Annotated in this window: 13 protein-coding genes; 1 reads left to right on the top strand and 12 read right to left on the bottom strand. The window is 60.6% G+C overall.

The annotated features are described in order from the left end of the window. The first annotated feature begins 60 nt into the window (after window positions 1–60). Window positions 61–900 (top strand): alpha/beta hydrolase, encoded by an 840-nt coding sequence (locus P272_RS0100230; protein WP_029677567.1) that lies wholly within the window; start codon window positions 61–63, stop codon window positions 898–900. 110 nt (window positions 901–1,010) lie between these two features. Here P272_RS0100230 and P272_RS0100225 read toward each other — a convergent pair whose 3' ends face one another. The 12 genes from P272_RS0100225 to P272_RS0100170 all read right to left on the bottom strand — a co-directional run bounded on the left by P272_RS0100225 (window position 1,011) and on the right by P272_RS0100170 (window position 19,420). Beyond that, window positions 1,011–2,759, bottom strand: coding sequence for an extracellular solute-binding protein (locus P272_RS0100225; RefSeq protein WP_029677566.1), 1,749 nt, complete (start codon window positions 2,757–2,759; stop codon window positions 1,011–1,013). A 126-nt stretch (window positions 2,760–2,885) separates the two neighbouring features. After that, entirely contained in the window at window positions 2,886–3,932 is a 1,047-nt protein-coding gene (locus P272_RS0100220; RefSeq protein WP_044097610.1) for a LacI family DNA-binding transcriptional regulator, read from the bottom strand. Window positions 3,933–3,968: 36 nt separating this feature from the next. Then, window positions 3,969–6,008 (bottom strand): beta-galactosidase, encoded by a 2,040-nt coding sequence (locus P272_RS0100215; protein ID WP_029677564.1) that lies wholly within the window; start codon window positions 6,006–6,008, stop codon window positions 3,969–3,971. 90 nt (window positions 6,009–6,098) lie between these two features. Next, window positions 6,099–7,601, bottom strand: coding sequence for a glycoside hydrolase family 43 protein (locus P272_RS0100210; RefSeq protein ID WP_029677563.1), 1,503 nt, complete (start codon window positions 7,599–7,601; stop codon window positions 6,099–6,101). Window positions 7,602–7,613: 12 nt separating this feature from the next. Then, complete coding sequence (locus P272_RS0100205; protein ID WP_029677562.1) at window positions 7,614–8,693, bottom strand: glycoside hydrolase family 5 protein; 1,080 nt, start codon at window positions 8,691–8,693, stop codon at window positions 7,614–7,616. A 184-nt stretch (window positions 8,694–8,877) separates the two neighbouring features. Next, window positions 8,878–10,905: an alpha-xylosidase gene (gene yicI / locus P272_RS0100200; protein ID WP_029677561.1), complete on the bottom strand. Its 2,028-nt coding sequence runs from the start codon at window positions 10,903–10,905 to the stop codon at window positions 8,878–8,880. 74 nt (window positions 10,906–10,979) lie between these two features. Further along, window positions 10,980–12,503: an alpha-L-fucosidase gene (locus tag P272_RS0100195; RefSeq protein WP_155804875.1), complete on the bottom strand. Its 1,524-nt coding sequence runs from the start codon at window positions 12,501–12,503 to the stop codon at window positions 10,980–10,982. Next, on the bottom strand, window positions 12,490–13,167 hold the full coding sequence (locus P272_RS0100190) for an SGNH/GDSL hydrolase family protein (protein ID WP_029677559.1): 678 nt from the start codon (window positions 13,165–13,167) through the stop codon (window positions 12,490–12,492). Before P272_RS0100190 ends, P272_RS0100195 begins: the two co-directional genes overlap by 14 nt. A 247-nt stretch (window positions 13,168–13,414) precedes the next feature. Further along, the gene (locus P272_RS0100185; RefSeq protein WP_029677558.1) at window positions 13,415–15,166 is read right to left on the bottom strand and encodes an ABC transporter substrate-binding protein; all 1,752 of its coding nucleotides are present in this window, start codon (window positions 15,164–15,166) and stop codon (window positions 13,415–13,417) included. 159 nt (window positions 15,167–15,325) lie between these two features. Next, window positions 15,326–17,074 carry an ABC transporter substrate-binding protein gene (locus P272_RS0100180; protein WP_029677557.1) on the bottom strand — a complete coding sequence of 583 codons (1,749 nt, stop codon included), beginning with the start codon at window positions 17,072–17,074 and terminating at the stop codon, window positions 15,326–15,328. Between the two features lie 362 nt (window positions 17,075–17,436). Next, complete coding sequence (locus P272_RS0100175; RefSeq protein ID WP_044097663.1) at window positions 17,437–18,366, bottom strand: carbohydrate ABC transporter permease; 930 nt, start codon at window positions 18,364–18,366, stop codon at window positions 17,437–17,439. 31 nt (window positions 18,367–18,397) lie between these two features. Further along, on the bottom strand, window positions 18,398–19,420 hold the full coding sequence (locus P272_RS0100170; protein WP_052323052.1) for an ABC transporter permease: 1,023 nt from the start codon (window positions 19,418–19,420) through the stop codon (window positions 18,398–18,400). Between the last annotated feature and the right edge of the window lie 208 nt (window positions 19,421–19,628).

Here is a 19,628-nt window from a genome sequence, read left to right as displayed (position 1 = left end):
CTGGTGATTTACAATGAGCCATGGCCTGAGGGCCCTAACTATCGAAGAGGATGAGAGCAGATGCAGTATTTTGAGCAGGAGATTGAGGGGATTGACGGCAGCCGGGCCAAATTCGTCGGCTACAGCTTGGACAACAGCGAGGAGGTATTGCCGGACCGGGTTCGCCCATCAGTCCTGGTCATCCCCGGAGGCGGCTATGAAATGACCTCGGACAGGGAGGCCGAACCCATCGCCGTACAGTTCCTGGCGGCTGGTTGCAATGCCTTCGTCCTACGCTATTCCTGCTGGCCCTCCGTGTACCCGACAGCCCTGGTCGAAGCGGCCGAAGCCATGAAGCGCATCCGTGAGCACGCCGACCAGTGGCACGTGGACCCCAAGGCCATCAGCATCATGGGCTTCTCAGCCGGTGGCCACCTGGCAGCCAACCTGGCCACAACCGCCGGAGACCAGGACCTCCGGGCCCACGGCTACGACCCCGATGCCGTCCGCCCCGACGGCCTCATGCTGGGCTATCCGGTCATCACCTCCGGTCCCCTCGCTCACCGAGGGAGCATCGACCACCTCCTGGGCGACAAGAAGGAGGACCCTACGGCCCTGGAGGCGGTCTCCATCGAGACGCACATAGACAGCAAGACCCCACCCGTATTCGTCTGGCACACCATGGAGGATGGTCTGGTCCCTCCGGAGAACACCCTCATGCTGGTAGAAGCATGCAAGCAGGCCGGGGTCAGCGTGGAAGCCCACCTCTTCCCCCATGGAGGCCACGGTCTGGGCCTGGGGACCGAAGAGACCGCCTGGCAGGGAACCAATGGAATCGAGCCCTGCGTGCAGATCTGGCCCCGTCTCGCGGCTGCCTGGATCAAGCGGACCTTCAGGGGGCAGGAGGAGCCGACCGTCTGACTTTTGCTCACACCCCAAGAAGGTGACAAGTCCCTGCCATCCACATTCCCCAGGATTCCGATCCTGCAATCAAGAACCGGAATTCTGGGGCCGCATCGGATGAGCCGGGCTTACTTCCGATCGGCATACTGCTTCTCGATCGCCTTGCGCGCCGAGAAGAGACTATGGGTGTTATCCATGTCCACTTGATAGACCTTCTGGAAGCCCAGCCCGTCCACGTTCTTCACCATGGAGGACCAGACCGAGTCGAACCCTTCGTCATCCTTGGCGAAGACGGCCTGCCAGCAGCCGTTAACCACTGCGGTCTTGACCTGTCCCCGGATGGTCGAGATAACGGAGGACTCCTTGGGGGTGGAATAGCTGGCCCCGGGTATCACAGCCAGCTTCTTCGCTTTCTCCAAATACTCCATCGTGGTGCGGGCACCGCCCATGTGCGCCTGCCAGTCCCTGTCGAGGGCCGTGGTCCGCTTGTCCAGTTCCGAATCCCACATCTGATAGTTGTAGGGGGCTTTAGTGGCGGGATCCAACCCCTTGTTCAGGACCGTGTTGACATTGAGTTGGGAGGCCCCATCCGTGTAGCCCCCTCCCCCGTATTCCTCGGGGACGTTTACCTTCTCACCGGACAGAGCTTTGACACCGAAATCCGTCAGGACCGGTCGGCCTCCCTCTACCTTCCAGGTCAGCCCCTTGAGCCCGGCGGCTCCGTTGGTCTGGGAGCCGGAGGCCTGTATGCCATCCGGTGAATAAAGCCAGTCGATGAATCTAACCAGGCGGGCCTTGTTCTTCGCCTTGGCCCCAACCCCGATGAAAGTAGAGGTCCCGTTGGGCTGCGCCCCCTTGGAGGCGATCTTCATGTCGTCTATGGAGAGCATCATGAACCCCTTCCCCTCTTGCCTGTGGGTCTCGGTGTTGTAGGCTGCCTGCCCCAGCCAGGGCCAGAAGGAGAAGAGAATCTTGCCCTGCTGGTACTTGGCGAACATGGTGTCGTAGTTCTGCGTGGTGGAATCGGGATCGACCAGGCCCATCCTCTGCGCCTTGTTGAAGAATTTCAGGGCCCTGACATAAATCCCGTCCGGGGCGATTAGGGACTGGGCATCCGACCCGTCGGCATTGCTCATCACATATCCGGTTCCCTCGGCATAACCGTAGAAGGCTGGCAACTGGAAGCCGTTTTGCATGGCTTGATCGTCCCAGTCCTTGAAGAGACTCAGGGCGTAGATGTCCTTGCGGCCGGTCTCCTGACGGGCTCTCTCCTGCATCTTCTCAAGGACAGGCAGAAGATCCTCCAGGGTGGCGACCTTGGGGTAGCCGACCTCCTTGTAGTAGTCCCATCTGACGAAGGGGCCGAAGGTGGGCTCCACCCCCTCACTGGGCTCCGTAGGCGAGAGGGCCGAGACGGAGATAGGGATTCCCCAGGTACCGTCCTTACGGCCGACATCGGCCCTGAGCTGATCCATGGCCCCCTGATAGGCCTTAAGGTGTTTGGCATCTTTCATATAAGGGGTCAGATCGGCCACCAGGCCCGCCTTGACCACCTTCTTGGCCTGACCGCCGTTGGAGCCTATGACCACCAGGTCACCCAAATTGCCAGCAGCAGAACGGGTGTCGAAAAGCGTGTTGCCACCGCCTGCCACGTTGGGGGCCACGATATTGAGGGTGATGTTGAACTTGTCCTTTACCAGTTTGGCGAACCAACCCTTTTGCTTGCCCTGATAGTTGGCCAGTTGGTCGAAGACCTCCACCGTCATCGATGCTCCGTCGTCAACTCCCTCGGCCTCCGATTCGCCACCCGATCCACAGGCCCCCACGGTCATCGAGATTGCCAGGGTGGCCTGAAGGGCCATCGGCCTGGTCCACATCTTCGACTTCCTCGTCTTTTGACTGTGCATATCTACCTCGCTTCCATCACGAGCCATACGCCATGGCCTCATCGCCATGCAAGAACGCACTGATTAGCATAAAAGGGACTGAAGCGTGGGAACGAATCATTTCGAAGGATTTCGACAGTTCCCGGACCTGACCGGAGACCTGACCGAACCCCGGTCCAGGTATGTGACCGGGATCAACTCCTTGATTCCCCTGCCTGGCCTGGGGCGTCTTCCCTCCACCATCTCGACCAGGACATCGACGGCACGGCCGCACGCCAGGTAAGGGCGCAGGGGGATTTCGTCCAGAGGCGGGTCCAACACGGCCCCTTTGCCGAAGGAGCCCAACTGGATGACCGACATGGCCGATCCAACTGGTCTGCCGACAGCAGCCAGGGCTCTTGTCAGGTTGAACATTCCCATAGTGTCCACCTGTCCCAGAACGGCCGAGATCTCCGGATCAACGGCCAGAGCGCGACATACAAGGCTTTTCATGGGACGAGCCCCCTCACCGTCGAGGTACTCCTCCGTCACAGCTACATGGGCACCGGCGGCCGATGACCTGACCGCCTTCCTGGTCCGAACCAGGAAATTAACGCCCTCCTCGTAGGCATCGGGGTCGGCCCCTAGGAAGAGGAGGTGGGTGTGGCCGGCCGCGACCATACGGTGGACGGCCAGACGGCCCATCTGCTCGAAGTCCAGATCCACCGCGTAGGCCCCGTCCAGGCTGTCCGGACAACCGAGGGACACCACGGGAACCCGTGAGTAAGCGGCCAGTGCGGTACGTGGGTCGTCCACCGTCACATCCATCAGGAGGATTCCGTCCACTTGGCCTGAATCCGCCAGACCAGCCAGGTCCTCATCCTCACCCATAAGGGCCAGGATGTCATACCCGCGCAGATGGGAACGCCGGGCCACCCCGAAGAAGTAAGGCGACCAATCCCCGTAGACCGTCCGCTCGTCCATGGGTGAGCTCAGGGCAAGGATCCTGGTCTCTCCACCCCGGGCCAGGCGTCCATGCGACCGGGGGGCATAGCCCAGTTCGCGGGCGGCCTGCATGACCCTGGCCCTGGTAGAGGCGCTAACCGACCGTTTCCCACTTATGGCATAGGAGACGGTGCTGATGGAGACGCCGACTCGTGCGGCCACCTCCTTGATGCCAGCCATAACAGGACCTGGATACTCAGGTTCGCCGTTAGCCGGTCAGGCCAGCGCGACCAGAGCCACCCCGTAGGGGGGCAGATCCAGTGGGCCAGACACCCGACCGCCTGCAAGGAGGTCCTCACCGCCCCTCAGGAGGGGAAGGTCGGCGGTAATTGGCGAGCGGGCCGAGTTGATCACGATGGCATACCGGGTCCCGTCATCCGATTGGCGGACGGAAAGGCTGACATCCTTGGGAGTGTCGACCGCAGGAAGCCCCAGGCTGTCAACAATGGGATCCATGAAGGCATCCATGCCAGCCTCGTCCAGGGGGGTGCCAACGAAGTAGGCCTTCCCCCTGCCGAAATCGTTCACCGTCAAGGCCGGACTACCGGCGTAGAAGTCGCCACCCCCGTAGGAGGCAAGGGGCTTGGCTCCCTCGCAATGGATCAGGCTGGCCACGATCTGACCGGCAGGCTGGCCGTCAACAGCTGCCAGACCTTCCACCGGTATGGTTTCATCAGGCGCCAGGGCATCGATCTCCTCGACCCAGACCCCGGTCAGCCTCCTTAGAACACCCGGGTACCCACCTGGGACCACCAGGTCGCGTTCGTCATGGATACCGGCCATATAGCCGGTGACGAAGGTGCCCCCATCGGACACATAGGACTCTAGGTGGTCTGCCACATCGGGCAATAGGGAGATCAGGGCCGGGGCCAGGACCAGGTCATACTTCTTCAGGGTCTCGACCGAGGACGTGCTGGGTATGAAGTCCACGGCCAGGTTGCGGCGGTAGAGAGGGCGGTAGAAGCGGTGGACCTCCTGGGGGTAGGAAAAGCCTGTCGTGGGGCCCACGCAACCTTCCAGGGACCAGTAGCTCTGCCAGTCGAACATGATGGCCACCCTGGCCACCACTCGGCTACCCATGAGACGGGCCCCCACCCGATCCAGCTCGGCACCCAGGGCAGTGGTCTCCTTGAAGACTCGGGATTGCTCACTGCCGCTGTGGTCTATGACGGCCCCATGGGTGCGCTCACAGCCGCCCAGGGACTGTTTCATCTGGAAGAACTGCACCGTGTCGGCCCCATGAGCCACGGCCTGCCAACTGAGCTTGCGGACCTCGCCGGGCCGCTTGACCTTGCAGAAGGGGAACCAGCCCTGTTGATTGGGCGTCTGCTCCATCAGCATGAAGGGACGGCCACCGCCCACCCCCCGCATAAGGTCGTGGGACATTGCGGTGAAGCTGGGTGGGGTGTCCATGCCCGGATAGTTGTCCCAACTGACCAGGTCCATCTGCTGGGCCCACTCGAAGTAGTCCAGGTCCTTGAAAGTCCCCATCAGGTTGGTGGTGATCGGCGTGGAACCGTCGTGGCGGCGGATGGCGTCGCGCTCATTGGTGAAGCAGGCCAGCTGTGCCTGCTCCTGGAAGCGGCGGTAATCCATCTGCAACCCGGAGATCACACACTTGTTCTCACCGATCCCATCCCCGTAGGTCACAGGTGGAACCACGTCATCCCAGTCGTAGATGGTGTGGCTCCAGAAGTTGGCGTACCAGGCCTGGTTGAGGGCCTGGATCGTACCGTACTTGTCCTTCAGCCAGATACGGAAGGCCCGGGCACAGCCCTCGCAGTAACACAAGCCGCCTCCACCGCCGTACTCGTTGCCCACATGCCAGGCCACCAGGCCCGGGGTGCCGGCGTAGCGTTCGGCCAGATGGCCTGCCAAAGCCCCGGAGGCCTGCCGGAAGTATTCACTGGTGGGGCAGAAGTTGTGTCGCCCACCGAAAACGCGATGCCTGCCCTCCTGGTCGGTCCGGATCACCTCTGGGTGGGTCCTGACCATCCAGGCAGGCAGGGCCGCCGTCCCCGTCGCCATGACGATGTTGAACCGGTGCTTGACCAGGAGGGCCACAATCTTATCCAGCATGGAGAAATCATATTTGTCTTCCGAAGGTTGCAGAAGAGCCCAGGAGAAGACGTTGATGGTGGCCTCATTGATGCGGGCATCCTCGAGTTTCTCGATGTCCTGTTCCCAGGTGTCCTCCGGCCACTGTTCCGGATTCCAATCGCCTCCGAACAGGAAGCTGCTGAATGTGGGTTTCATGATCGATCTCCTTCAGGTCGTCCGACGGGCACCAAGTGACCTCGTAGCGGGCGACTTCTCTTGTCGTTTTTTTGCGAATGTACAGATTGCTCAGACCCGGTAGGCCACCGGATCGAAGGTGACCCGTCCGGATCCGTGGGCGTAGACCCCCAGAAGGATTCCGGTGAAGCCACCGGCATTGGTGAAGCTGAGGACCTTGCCCGGGGCATGACCCAGGTCGTGACCCCCGTCCCGACCCACAGCACGAAAGGCGTAGCCCATCTCGTCCCCCCTGATCTGAAGACCTATGGGTGCCCCAGCAGGCAGGTCTGCGGACCCCACCAGGCTGACCAGGCCGGCGTTGTGTACCTGGACCTGGACATGCACCAGACCATCCCGCGCAGGTTCCACCGACAGATCCATGTAATGGCCGGCATTGGCGTAGACGGCCAATCCGGCCTGGCCATAAGTCAACTGGGCCGGATCGGGGAGGGCGGCCTCGAAGCTGCAGCGGAAATCTGTCTGCCGGGTTCCGATCATGGGCGCCCCGTCATCCAGGCCGAAGTCATGGCCGGCGGCCTCCACGCGTATGCGGGCCGCCGTCGGGTCACTCGAACCGGTCACGCTGAAACGACCGGCGCTGTCCAGGGAGGGGGTGATCCAGTCAATCTGATCCTCAAGTGCATCCCCCTTGCCCAGAAGGGGCACATCGTAGGATTGATCGGCCAAGGTGGGCCAGCCATCCTGCCAATCGAACCAGACCGCATAGGACTCCCTGCCCAGCCAGCCCTGGGCAGGATACTCATGGTTGTTCCGCGTTCCGTGGAAGACCATCAGGGTGCGGTCCTCATCGAATCCGGCGCAGTCGCAGTGGCCGATGGCCTGAAGGGTCAGGTGGGTACTCCGGTTGGTGATCAGTGGGTTGCCCGGACACATCTCGTAGGGGCCTGTGGGGGAGGCGGAACGGGCCATGTTCTCCATGTGGCCAGCCTCGGTGCCCCCCTCCGCCCACATCAGATAGTAGAGGCCATCCCTCTTGTACATGTGAGGCCCCTCAGGGTTTGCCCCGGTGGTCCCTCCGCAAATCCTCTCCCTCTTAGTCAGGACGGTCCCCGTACCCACATCCAGGCGGGACAGGTAGATACCGGGGACCTCCCTCCTGCCTTCCTGGTCAACCTGGTCGCTTTCATTGCCGCAGATGTAGACGGTTCCATCGTCATCGAAGAGCAGGGTGGGGTCGATACCAGGCCACCCCTTGATCCACAGAGGATCGGACCATCCCTGGTGGGGATCCGGCGTGGTCATGATCATGGTCCCCTTGTTGACGTTGGTGACGATCAGGTAGAACAGGCCGTCATGCCAGCGCAGGGTGGGAGCATAGATGCCCCCGCTGTTGCCCATGCCCTCGCAGGGGAACTGGGAGGGGCGGTCCATGGCGTTCCCCACCAGGGCCCAATGCTTCCCGTCGCCACTCTCGTATATGGGCAAGCCCGGGAAATACTCGAAGGAGCTGTTGACCAGGAAGTAGCGGCCCGAAGGGGCCCGGCAGATAGTCGGGTCCGGGTGGAATCCCGACGCGATCCGACGGGCGGGTTTGCAGTTGAACAGGGTCATCGCGGCACCTCCCTACCGGCGGTCCGCCCTGGCCTGGGCGAATAAGGAGGCCATGTCCGGGTCGAAGAAACGGCCAGTGGCCCGATCCAGGAAACACATCTCCTTGGTGGAGGTATCCCAGAGGACCGGGCAGGATCCGTTCTCGCGGCAGCAGTTCAGAACGGTCGATATCCACTTGAGGTTGCTGGCGTGGTCCTTCCCGTCCACGGCCTCGGTCAGCAGACCATACTCTCCGATGATCACGGGGATGCCGGCATCGACAAAACGGCGGCGCTGAGTGGCGAAATCCGCCTCCACCGCCTTGATGTCCGCCTCACTGCCCCACTCCTGCCTGGGTTTGCACCAGGTGGTGTCGTGTGTGGCCAGGGCGAAATCGGCCGGTGAGTAATAGTGGATGGATACGATCAGCCGGTCCGCTGCGCTGTCCTTGGGCAGGTGGTAACGGGAATCACAGGTCATGGCCGTGTCGGTGTTGTAACCGGGAATCAGCAGGAAACGGTCGGCGTTGTGCGATCCGCTGGCCCTGACCGTGTCGACGAAGATCTGGTTGAGCCTTTCCAGGAGGACATAGGCCTGATCCCGGTCCATGTCATCGAAACCGATCTCGTTGCCGCCCTCCAGGATGAGGTCCTGCCCGTAATCCTTGAACGTGTCGGCGATCTCACGCCAGAGACCGGCGAATCGCCTGCAGACCCCATCCGGGTCCTTGTCCGCCTTGCGGATCCAAGGGAGGTCGCCCTCACCACCATCGTGATGGACGTTGACGATCACCTTGAGCCCGGCATCCAGGCTCCAGTCGACGGCCCGGCGGACCGCGTTCATCCAGATGGAGTCCACGTGTCCCTCCTCGTCAATCCATTCCACCCAAGTGACCGGGATGCGGATGGTGTCGAACCCGGCCTGCTTGACCAGACGGGCGCACCCAGGGGTGAAGGGCTGATTGAACCAGAGTTTCTCCTGATCCTCCGGGGTCCAGGTCCGACCCTCCTTTATGGCCCTTTCATGCTCCCCTTGGAGCGGGAAAGCATCGAAGGTGTTGCCCAGGTTCCATCCCAGGCCCAACTGTCTGACGAATTCAAGAGCGGTCGTCATAAACCGTCCACTTCTTTCTGCCGATAAGGCTGTATTGATAAGGGATGCACCGCCTGACAGACAGGGCCGCCGAACGGAGGGAAGCCGACGGACACATGCATCCACTGGAGTTTTCATTTATGCGATCCGGGGAGGACCACACCGGGCACAGGGAAGTGCCGGCCGCGTGATACCAGAATCCGCCTCACACGTGGAGGGGGTCGGTACCTGGTCTGACCAGGACCGGCAGGGTGTGGTAGTCGTAGGTCTCCTGGTACCAGCGTCCGGGCTCATAGGTCTTTCCTGTCAGCATGTTGGCCCAGGGTCGGCCCGTGCCCTCATCAGGAACGTAGAAGCGTGCGGTCCCGTCCTCATTGAAGATTGGGGCCACCAGGATGTCGTCCCCCAACATGTACTGGGTGTCGATGTCCTCGCAGGTCGGGTCGCTGGGGAACTCCAGGACCATGGCCCTCATCATGGGCAGGCCCGTCTCATGGGTCTCATGCGACATCTTTATCAGATAGGGCACAAGACGCTGCTTGAGCTTGGCGAACTCACGGGTGACCTCGACGGCCTCATCCCCGTATAGCCAGGGAACCTTGTAGGCAGTGGACCCGTGGTAGCGGGAGTGCGAGGAAAGGAGGCCGAACTGGGTCCAGCGCTTGTAGATGTCGGGGGTGGGCTGGTCCTCGAAGCCGGCGATGTCGTGACTCCAGTAGCCGAATCCGCTCATACCGAAGGAGAGACCGGCCCTCAGGCTTTCGGCCATGGAGGGGTAGTTGGAGGTGCAGTCCCCGCCCCAGTGGACCGGGTAGCACTGTCCGCCCACCGTCGCCGAACGGGCGAAGAGGATGGCCTGGTCGGCCCCTTTCACCTCGACCAGGAGGTCATAGACGGCCTTGTTGTATAGGAGGGTGTAATAGTTGTGCATCTTGACCGGGTCGGAACCGTCGTAATAGACGACGCCCTCGGTGGGGATGCGTTCGCCGAAGTCGGTCTTGAAGCAGTCCACGCCCTGGTCCAGCAGGTGCCTGAGCTTACTCTGGTACCAGGCCGTCGCCTCGGGGTTGGTGAAGTCGACGATGGCCATGCCTGCCTGCCACTTGTCCCACTGCCAGACCTGGCCGTCGGTACGCTTGATGAAGTACCCCTTCTCGGCCCCTTCCTTGAAGAGCTTGGACTTCTGGGCGATATAGGGGTTGATCCAGGCACAGACCTTGAGACCCTTCTGGTGGAGGCGGGCCAGCATCCCTTCGGGGTCCGGGAAGGCGGAGTGTTTCCACTCGAAGTTGCACCATTCCAGGTCGTCCATCCAACGGCAGTCGAAGTGGAAGACCGACAGGGGGATGTCCCGCTCCGCCATACCGTCGACGAACTCGTTGACGGTCTTCTCGTCATAGTCGGTGGTGAAGGAGGTCGACAGCCACAAGCCGAAGCTCCAGTCGGGGACCAGAGGGGGCTTACCGGTCAGATCGGTATAGGTGTTCAGCACCCCTTTGAGGTCCTGGCCGCCGATCACCGAGTATGTCAGCTCCTGGCCGGGGACGGAGAACTGGACCTTGGAGACCTCGTCGGAACCGATCTCGAACTCCACCTTGTCAGTGGAATCCACGAAGACTCCATACCCCCGGTTGCTCATATAGAAGGGGACGTTCTTGTAGGCCTGGGCCGTGCCTGTACCACCATCCTGATTCCAGATGGTGACCGTCTGCCCGTTCTTGACGAAGTTGGTGAAACGCTCGCCCAGGCCGTAGATCTTCTCTCCCACGCCCAGGTTGAGGGACTCGACCACGTGTGGCATGCCATCGTCATCGGTTACCAAGGCCTTGCCCCTCCACGCCGACTTGGTCAGCGGACGGCCCTCATACTCGTACTCGAAGTCGATGGCGTCACCCTTGGCGATCTTCAGGGCCAGCCTGCCACTGGTGAAGGTCCATCCCTTCTCATCCTCCTCAATCTTCACCGGGGGATCAGTTCGGTTCAGTGTGAATTGGGGGTCATGGCTGTGATCCTGCCTATAGTTGATGATCCGGGTGGTGATGATGTCCGGACGAGGAGAGGTGACTTCGATGGTGAGCAGTCCTCCGTCCAGGGTCATGCCCGGGTTCCTGATCACCTGGAAGGGGGCGTAGAGGGTCAGTCTCTTCTCTTCGACGTCCGCGCTGTAGATGTTGGCCGCATATTTGACGTCAAAACCGTCGCGCACAAGCCATTCTCCGTTGAGGAACTTCATGTTTTCCTATCTTTCCTTGTTATTGTCGATCACTACGTCCTCGGCCGGTGACAGAAATCCTGCAGGGCCGAATCTCACTCCACATCAATCCGGATGCCCAGAGGCAGGCCGGTGGCCGTGGTCCCAACGGAATCCTTGAGACCCTGAACCAACAGTCCCCGGTCCGTCAGCTCGTAGCTGACCGGTCCTGCACCCAACTGACTGACCTGGCGGACGATACCCTGAAAGACCGACCCCTCCTTGCCTCGTGGAGCAAAGGCCTTGATCAGGGCCCGTCCGTCTGTGGACGGCTTGAGCTGGTAGGCGTAGATAGCGCCTGACGCCGAGGTGAACCGGAAATCCTCAGGGGTGAAGACGGCCTCGGTCTGGTCCGCGAAGGACCCCGCTGCCGGGTGGGTGGGCCCCTCCTGAGCGGCCCACCAGGGGCGGGACCCGTAAATCCCCTCCCCGTTCACATCCATCCAACGACCGATGGATTCCAACATCTCCTCCTCCTCGGGGTCAATGGACCCGTCGGCGCAAGGACCCACGTTGAGCATGAGGTTGCCGTTCTTGCTGACCGCGTCGAGGAGGGCAGCCAGGATTTCAGCCACCGACTTGTGCTCCAGGGTGGTTGTGTGGCACCAGGAGTTGCGGGCAATGGCAGTGTCAGTCTGCCAGACGAAGGGAGTGGGATTGGCGAAGCCGCCGCGCTCCACGTCCACGATGCCCGAACCCCAGGCCATGCCATCCATCTTGTAACAGATGGCGGTCGGAATCCCCCACTCGACGGACCGATCGTAGTAGTAAGCAGCCAGGCGCTGCAAATAGGGCTTGAAGGCCTCGTGCTGAACCCACCAGTCGAAGTAGAGGAGTTCGGGCCGATAGGCGTCGATCACCTCGCAAACCCGCAGGAGCCAGTCATCCAGGTACTCCTTGGTGGGATAGGGCTTGCTGAAGAGGTCCTGGTTGTCGGGCTCGGGCATGGCAGGCCAGTAGAAGTCGCCCCTCTTCATGGGCTGATGCACATCGCTGTCGAACTCCTGCCCGTGACCCATGAACCACCAGTGCTCAGCCCGGTGGTCGGACAGGGCGAAGTGAAGGCCCTCATCCAGAGTGGCCCGCCGCAGCTCACCGATCAGGTCGCGGTGGGGCCCCTTGTCGAAGGCATTCCATTCCGACAGGTCACTGCGGTACATCTGGAATCCGTCGTGGTGCTCGGCCACAGGCATGTAGTAGCGGGCGCCGGCCCGACGGAAGAGGTCCAGCCACTGGTCGGGGTCGAAACGCTCCGCCTTGAACATGGGGATGAAGTCCTTGTAGCCGAACTCCTTCTGGGGTCCGTAGGTCTTCACGTGGTGGTCGAACTCCGGGTACCCCTTGATGTACATGTTGCGCGAGTACCACTCGTTACGGTAAGCGGGCACGCTGTACAGGCCCCAGTGGGTGAAGATGCCAAACTTGGCATCGGCGAACCAGGTGGGGAGCTCCATGGCGCACAGGGAGGCCCAATCGGCCTTGAAGGCACCCCGGCTGATCTCGGCATCCACCCGCGAAAGGTCATCGGCCCCGACCACGTCTTCACGCAGGGGACGAGGCTCCTGTTCACTTTTCGTCATCGAATGTGGTCCTTTCCCAGTCGAAGCCGACGGCTTGAAGCCAGGTCCGGGCCACCAGCATATGCCCCTCGATCCCGGGGTGGCAACGGTCCATGCTGAGTATGTAGCTGCTCTGTTTCTCGAGGAAGTGGTCCATGGCAGCCTGGACGTCCACGTAGATGGCCTTATGTCGGTCCGCCACCTTCCTGGCTACTTCGGCATAACGGTCGACCATGGCCCTCATCGGATCATCCTTGTTTGGCTCCATCATGAAAGGACTCATGACAATCAGACCCCTGACCCGGGGCTCGGTTCTGCCCAACAGATCTTCGTAAGTGTGTTCGAATTCATCCAGGGAGACCAGGTCCGCCTGGCGGAAGGGACCGTCGAAGTGACGCCAGACGTCGTTGATCCCTATCATGACCGAGACGTAGTCGGGCTTCATGTCGAGCACATCCCTGTCCCACCGGGCTGCCATCAACTTGATGTCGTCCCCGCTGACTCCCTCGTTCATGATCATGAGCTCCCGGTCAGGGTAGACGGCGGTAAGAAGGGCGTGAACCAGGTTGACATAGCCATCACCGAAGGAGCCCCAGCCGGCGGGAATGGCCTTGTAATCACGGTTGACGTCAGTGACCGAGTCTCCGCAGAAGACAATTCTTGAATTCTTTTCAAATGGGAGCATGCAGCTCTCGCACCTCGTTTTCCTTCTCTGTTTTCCATCATTCGCGGCACGGCCCCTGATTGGAACAAAGGCCACATTCATAACCGGTAACCGGTAACCGGAAACACATCCACCGTGTCACCGACATGGCAAGGGGAGCGCGACGGAGGGTGGTTGACCACCCGCCCGGCTAACGCTCCCCCACCGGTACATGCCTGACGATGGGCAGGGTCACCAGAGCTCCCCCGCCTTACCGTCCGGTGCGGAATCAGTTGCCTTCCGCCTTCTCGCGGTTGGCGAACTGCTTCTTGATGTTGACACGGGCCGTGTTCTGATCCTTGGCGTTCTTCATGTCCACATCCAGGACCTGCTTGAAGCCCAGTCCGTCGACCTTGGAACGCATCTCGTCCATCAGGCTGTTGAACTCGTTGTCGTCCTTGGCAAAGACTGCCTTCCAGGAGGTGTTGACGATTTCGGTCTTCACCTGACCACGAAGGGTGGAGATCTGGGAGGACTCATCGGGCTGGATGAAGCTGGAGCCAGGGGCGATCATGAGCTTGTTCGCCTTCTCCAGGTACTGCATGGAGGTCTTGGCCCCATCCATGTGCTCGGACCAATCCTTGTCCAGGGCGGAGTTGCTGAACTGGTCGATGGTGGACTGCCACATGCTGGAGTCATAGGGCTCCTTGGTGTCGGGATCGATATCAGTGGCCAGCTCGGTGGTGAAGTTCAGGGCCGATACACCGTCGGAGTAAGAACCGCCACCGAACTGGGCGGGGACCTTGGAGGACTTGTTGCTCTGGAGCTTCTTGCCGAAGTCGGTCAGCTCGGGCTTGCCGTCCTTGATGTCGAAGTTCATGCCCTTGACACTGCCGGCCATGGCATAGACGCCTTCCTTGGAGTAGAGCCAGTCGATGAAGTTGACCAGGCGTTGCTTGTTCTTGGCCTTGGATCCGACGGCGATGATGGCTGCCCCGCCATTAGGGGTGGCTCCGTAGGAGAAGATCTTCATGTCACCCATGGGGGCCAGCATGTAGCCCTTGCCCTGGGCCTTGTTTTCCGTGGTGTTGTAAGCAGCGGGCCCCAGATAGCTCCAGAAGGAGAAGAGAATCTTGCCCTGCTGGTACTTGGCCGACATGGTGTCGTAGTTCTGGGTAGAAGACTCAGGGTCGACCAGACCCATCTGGTTGGCCTTGTTGAAGAACTGGAGGGCCTTCTCGTACATCCCGCCCTTCTGGGTGACCGACTGGTAGTCGGAGCCGTCGGCCTTGGCCAGGACAAAGCCCATCTCGTCATAACCGAAGTAGGTTGTAGGCTGCTTGGCGTTGTTCATCATGTTGCCGTCCCAATCCTTGAAGAGGGAGAAGGCGTAGACGTTCTTGTCACCGGTCTCGGCCCGGGCCTTGTCCTGCATCTGCTTGAGCACCTGCAGGAAGTCATCCAGGTTGTTGAACTTGGGGTAGCCGAGCTCACGGTAGTAGTCCCAGCGGATGTAGGGGCCGAAAACGGGCTCGTTACCCTCGGAGGGGTCGGTCGGGCTCTTGGTGGAGACGCTCTGCGGCACCCCCCAGACCCCGCTGCTCTGACCCGACAGTTTGTTGAGGGAGTCGGTGGCGGTCTTGTACTTCTTGATGTTCTTGGCATTCTTCAGGTACGGCGTCATGTCCTCGATCAGGTGAGCCTTGATCAACTTGGTCAGTCTGCCATTGCCGGCTCCGGTGATGACCAGATCGCCCAGGTTCCCGGCTGCTGAACGGGTGTCGAAGAGGGTGCTGCCACCACCGGCCACATTGGGCGAGATCATGTTCAATTTAATGTTGAACTTGTCCTTGACCATCTTGGCGAACCAGCCCTTTTGGACGCCCTGGTAGTTGGCGAGGTCGTCGTAGACGTCCACCTTCATCAGGGAGCCGTCGTCCTTCTCATTGGCGGAGTTGCCTCCGCCGCCGCCACAGCCGGCCAGGGCCAGCGAGGCTGACAGCACCGCTGCCGTCACCACTGCGAGTTTGCTTTTCTTCATGGTTTCCTTGTTACCTTTCTCTGCCATAGTCTGGTTTTCAGACTCCCTTGGTCGGCTCGGGCCGGTCGTACGACACAGGCCGACCAAGGTGGTCAAGTCTTCATGTGAGGTCCGAATCCCCCGGGAATCCCGATGGGGGCCGGACGCTCATCTTCCTGTTCACTTCTTGTCTTCGAACTGCTTCTTGATGTCCACCCGGGCCGTGTTCTGATCCTTGGCGTCCTTCATGTCCACATCGAGAACCTGCTTGTAGCCCATCCCGTCAACCTTGGAGCGCATCTCATCGAGGAGGGCATTGAACTCGTTGTCATCCTTGGCGAAGGAGGCCTTCCAGGAGGCGTTGACGATCTCGGTCTTCACCTGGCCGCGGAGGGTCTTGATCTGGGAGGACTCATCAGGAGTCACGTAGCTGGAACCGGGGGCCACCATGATCTTGTCGTTCTTCTTCAGATATTCCATGGTGGTCTTGGCCCCGCCCATGTGGGCGGACCAGTCGGTGCTCAGCGGGTCCGTGTTCTTGGCCAGCTGCGAGGGCCACATGCTGGCGTTGTAGGGATAGCCTGTGGAGGGATCCTTGTCCTGGACGATCACAGTCGGGTAGTTCAAGGCCGAGACCCCGTCCTTGTATGTGCCGCCGCCCCAATCGGCCGGTACGTTGGCACCGTTGCCGAAGAGGACCTTCTCGCCGAAATCGGTCAGCTCGGGCTTGCCGTCCTTGACCGTCCAGTTCAGGTTCTTGGGACCAGCGGACCCGCCGGTCTGGGCACCGGAGGCGTAGACCCCCTCAGGCGAGTAGAGCCAGTCGATGAAGTTGACCAGGCGTTGCTTGTTCTTGGCCTTGGAACCCAGAGCGATGAAGGTGCTGCCCCCGTCAGGCGTGGCGCCGTAGGAGAAGATCTTCATATCCTCCAGGGGAGCGATCATGAAGCCCTTGCCCTGGGCCTTGTTATCCGTGGTGTTGTAGGCTGCCTGCCCCAGCCAGGGCCAGAAGGAGAAGAGAATCTTGCCCTGCTGGTACTTGGCATACATGGTGTCGTAGTTCTGGGTGGTCGACTCGGGGTCGACCAGGCCGGCCTGCGATGCCTTGTTGAAGAACTGGAGGGCCTTCTCATACATTCCGCCCTTTTGGGTGACCGACTGGTAGTCGGAGCCGTCGGCCTTGGCCAGGACGAAGCCCATCTCGTCATAACCGTAGTAGCAGGTGGGCTGCTTGGCGTTGTTCATCATGTTGCCATCCCAGTCCTTGAAGAGGGACATGGCGTAGATGTTCTTGTCGCCGGTATCTGCCCGGGCCTTGTCCTGCATCTGCTTGAGGACATTGACCAGGTCATCCATATCGGCGATCCTGGGATAGCCTACCTCCTTGTAGATGTCCCACCGCACGTAGGGGCCGAAGGTGGGCTCCAGCCCCTCGGAGGGCTCCGTGGGCGGCAGGGAAGTGACCGACCCAGGCACTCCCCAGACCCCGCTGGTCTGCCCGGCCACCTTGTTGAAGGCGTCGGTGGCGGACTTGTACTTCTTGATGTTCTTGGCATTCTTCATGTACGGCGTCATGTCGTCAATTAAATGGGCCTTGACCAACTTGGCCGCCTGCCCGGAGCCTGAGCCGGTAATGACGATGTCGCCCAGGTTCCCAGCTGCCGAACGGGTATCGAAGAGGGTATTGCCCCCGCCCGCAACATTGGGGGCCACTATGTTCAGCTTGAGGTTGAACTTGTCCTTGACCATCTTGGCGAACCAGCCCTTCTGGATTCCCTGATAGTTGGCCAGGCCATCGAAGACGTCCACCTGCATGAGCGACCCGTCGTCCTTTTCGTTGGCGGAGTTACCGCCACCACCACAGCCCGCCAAGGCCATGGACACGGTTATGACAGCGGCAGCCACCGCCGTCAGCTTCTTGGCTTGCATGTTTCCCCTTTCCAGACACCGTCCGGTTCCTGGGCCCGTCCTGTCACCTTCGGCAGGTCGGCGGACCGCAGGTCATCGGGAGGGTTCTGACTTCCGCTTACATCCTTGTGGCTTATACGACTGTCTCAACGGCCTGCAGGGCCCTTCTCGGTCCATACGCCCGGCCTTCAGCCCCTGCCCACCGCCGACGACTCCGTGAGCGGTGATGGTCAACCCAGTGATTGATCTCCTTCGGACCGGCGGGGCCACTGCCGGTCTTGCACCTGTCATCGATTTGTCCTCCTTGATGAATCGACATGGACGCTTCCTGGCCGCCGCGTGGAACCAGGCCCACACGGCGGCGAGATTGTACCCCCTCTCGATCAGCCCTTGACGGCGCCGAGCATCATGCCCTTGACGAAGTAGCGCTGGAAGAGCGGGTAGATGAAGAGGATGGGCAGGACCACGATGACCGAGACGGTCATCCTGATCGACGACGGGGTCTGCTGGGTGGCCAGGGCCGCCATGTTCAGGGCCCCACCAGCGCTGGCCTTGACTGCACTGGCCAGGGAGCTTGCCTGGTTGATGTACTGATAGAGCAGGTACTGCAGGGAGTAGAGCTTGGAGTCAGTCATGTAGATCAAGGTGTCCTGGAAGGAGTTCCACTGCCCCACGGCCGAGAAGATGGCCACCGTGGCCAGAATCGGCGTGCACATGGGCAGGACGATCTTGAAGAAGACCGTCAGTGTGCCGGCGCCGTCCACTTCGGCCGCCTCCTGGAGGGAGGAGGGAATGGACTCGATGTAGGTCTTCACCAGGATGATGTTGAAGGGCTGCACGATGGCCGGCAGGATGTACACCCAGAAGTTGTTGGTCAGGCCCAGGTTCTTCATCGTGATGAACATGGGGATCAGCCCGGCGTTGAAGTACATGGTCACGATGATGAAGCGGTACCAGAACTTGCGGTGCCACATGCCCTGCTGGGTGAAGAGGAAGCCCAGGAAGGCACTGGCCAGTACGGTCAGGGTGGCGCCGATCACGGTACGTCCCAGGGAGACCATGGCCGCCGTGCCCAGACCCTCCAGCTTGAAGACCTCCACATAGTTGCTCCAGTGGACTCCCTTGGGCAGGACGGTGATCTTGCCGGCGGCACTCAGGGTGTTGTCGGAGATGCTGTTGATGATCAGATAGTAGAACGGGTAGACGCAGATGAAGGCGAAGAGGATGAAGAAGGCGATGTTGAAGACATTGAACACCTTCTCGCCCTTGGTCCGCTGCAGGAGGGGAGAAACGCCCTTCGATTCGATTGCCATGCTGTCGCTCATGATTGCTTTCCCCTCACGCTCAGATAATTGACTCGCCACGGGTCCGCTTGGAGGCCCAATTGACCAGGAACAGGAGGACCACGCTGACCAAGGATTTCAGCATGGATATGGCCGTTGCCAGAGAGAGGCTGTTCTGACCCATGCCCACGTTGTAGACGTAGAGGTCAAGCACCTGAATGTGCTTGAGGTTGAAGGCGTTCTGGAAGACGAAGTACTGATCCATCCCGTTGTTGAGGAAGTTGGAGACGCTCAGCATCAGCATGACCAGGTAGGTGGGCATGAGTTGCGGAACCGTGACGTGGATGATCTGCTGGAAGCGGTTAGCACCATCCACCTGGGCGGCTTCGTAGAGTTCGGGGTCGATGCCGGATATGCCAGCCAGGTAGAGGATGGACCCCCAGCCCAGACCCTTCCACAGGCTCCACAGGAGCATCTTGAAGTAGGTCCCGCTGTCGGAATCCAGGAAGTGGATGGGCTGTGAAATCAGGTGGATGTTCTGCAGGAGCTGGTTGACCATGCCGGTGGAGGAGAACATGGCGAATGCCACGGCGTAGACCAGGACCCAGCTGATGAAGTTGGGCAGGGTGGTCAGTGTCTGGATGACGTTCTTGAAGTGTTTATTGCGAATCTCATTGAGGCCGATGGCGAAGAACAGCGGGAAGAACGAGGTCAGAATGCCCAGGCCGCTCATCACGAAAGTATTGACCAGGACCTGACCGACCGTATGCAGCTGGGCAGGGTTCTGGACAATCATCTTGAACCACTGGAAGCCGACGAACTGGCTCTCCGACAGTGGGATTGGGGGCTGGTAGTCATAGAAGGCATATACCCAGCCGAGCAGGGGATAGTAACTGAATAGGATGACCAGTATCAGAAAGGGGATGGTCAAGAGGAAGAGGTTGATGCTATGTTTCTTCCTACCGCTTATGCCCCCTTGGCGTTTAGTCTTACCCCGCCGGGTGACCTTCAACGGAATGTCGCCAGTTGACATCCTGCCCTCCTGTCTTTTCCCATAAGCCCGCTCCCTTGCGTTGCCAGCCATGCGCCGTATGTATCCGCTACATCTCGGCGCCGCGTAGATCGTAGTCGGCTTATTTATATGTTTGTAAATAGATTAGTACACCGATTTTACTAAGCTGTCAAGCCGCATTCCCCCGCCAGGCATGTCACCACGCGAGGCAGGACCAGACCGTCGGCACTCCAATCCGACAGATTGGCCAGACTGGGTCAGGACCGGGCACTTTCCCGAC

The sequence above is a fragment of the Bifidobacterium sp. 7101 genome, from assembly GCF_000499285.1.
Taxonomy (GTDB): domain Bacteria; phylum Actinomycetota; class Actinomycetes; order Actinomycetales; family Bifidobacteriaceae; genus Bombiscardovia; species Bombiscardovia apis_A.
Note: the sequence above shows the minus strand (reverse complement) of the source record. Positions and strands in the feature narration are given on the sequence as shown.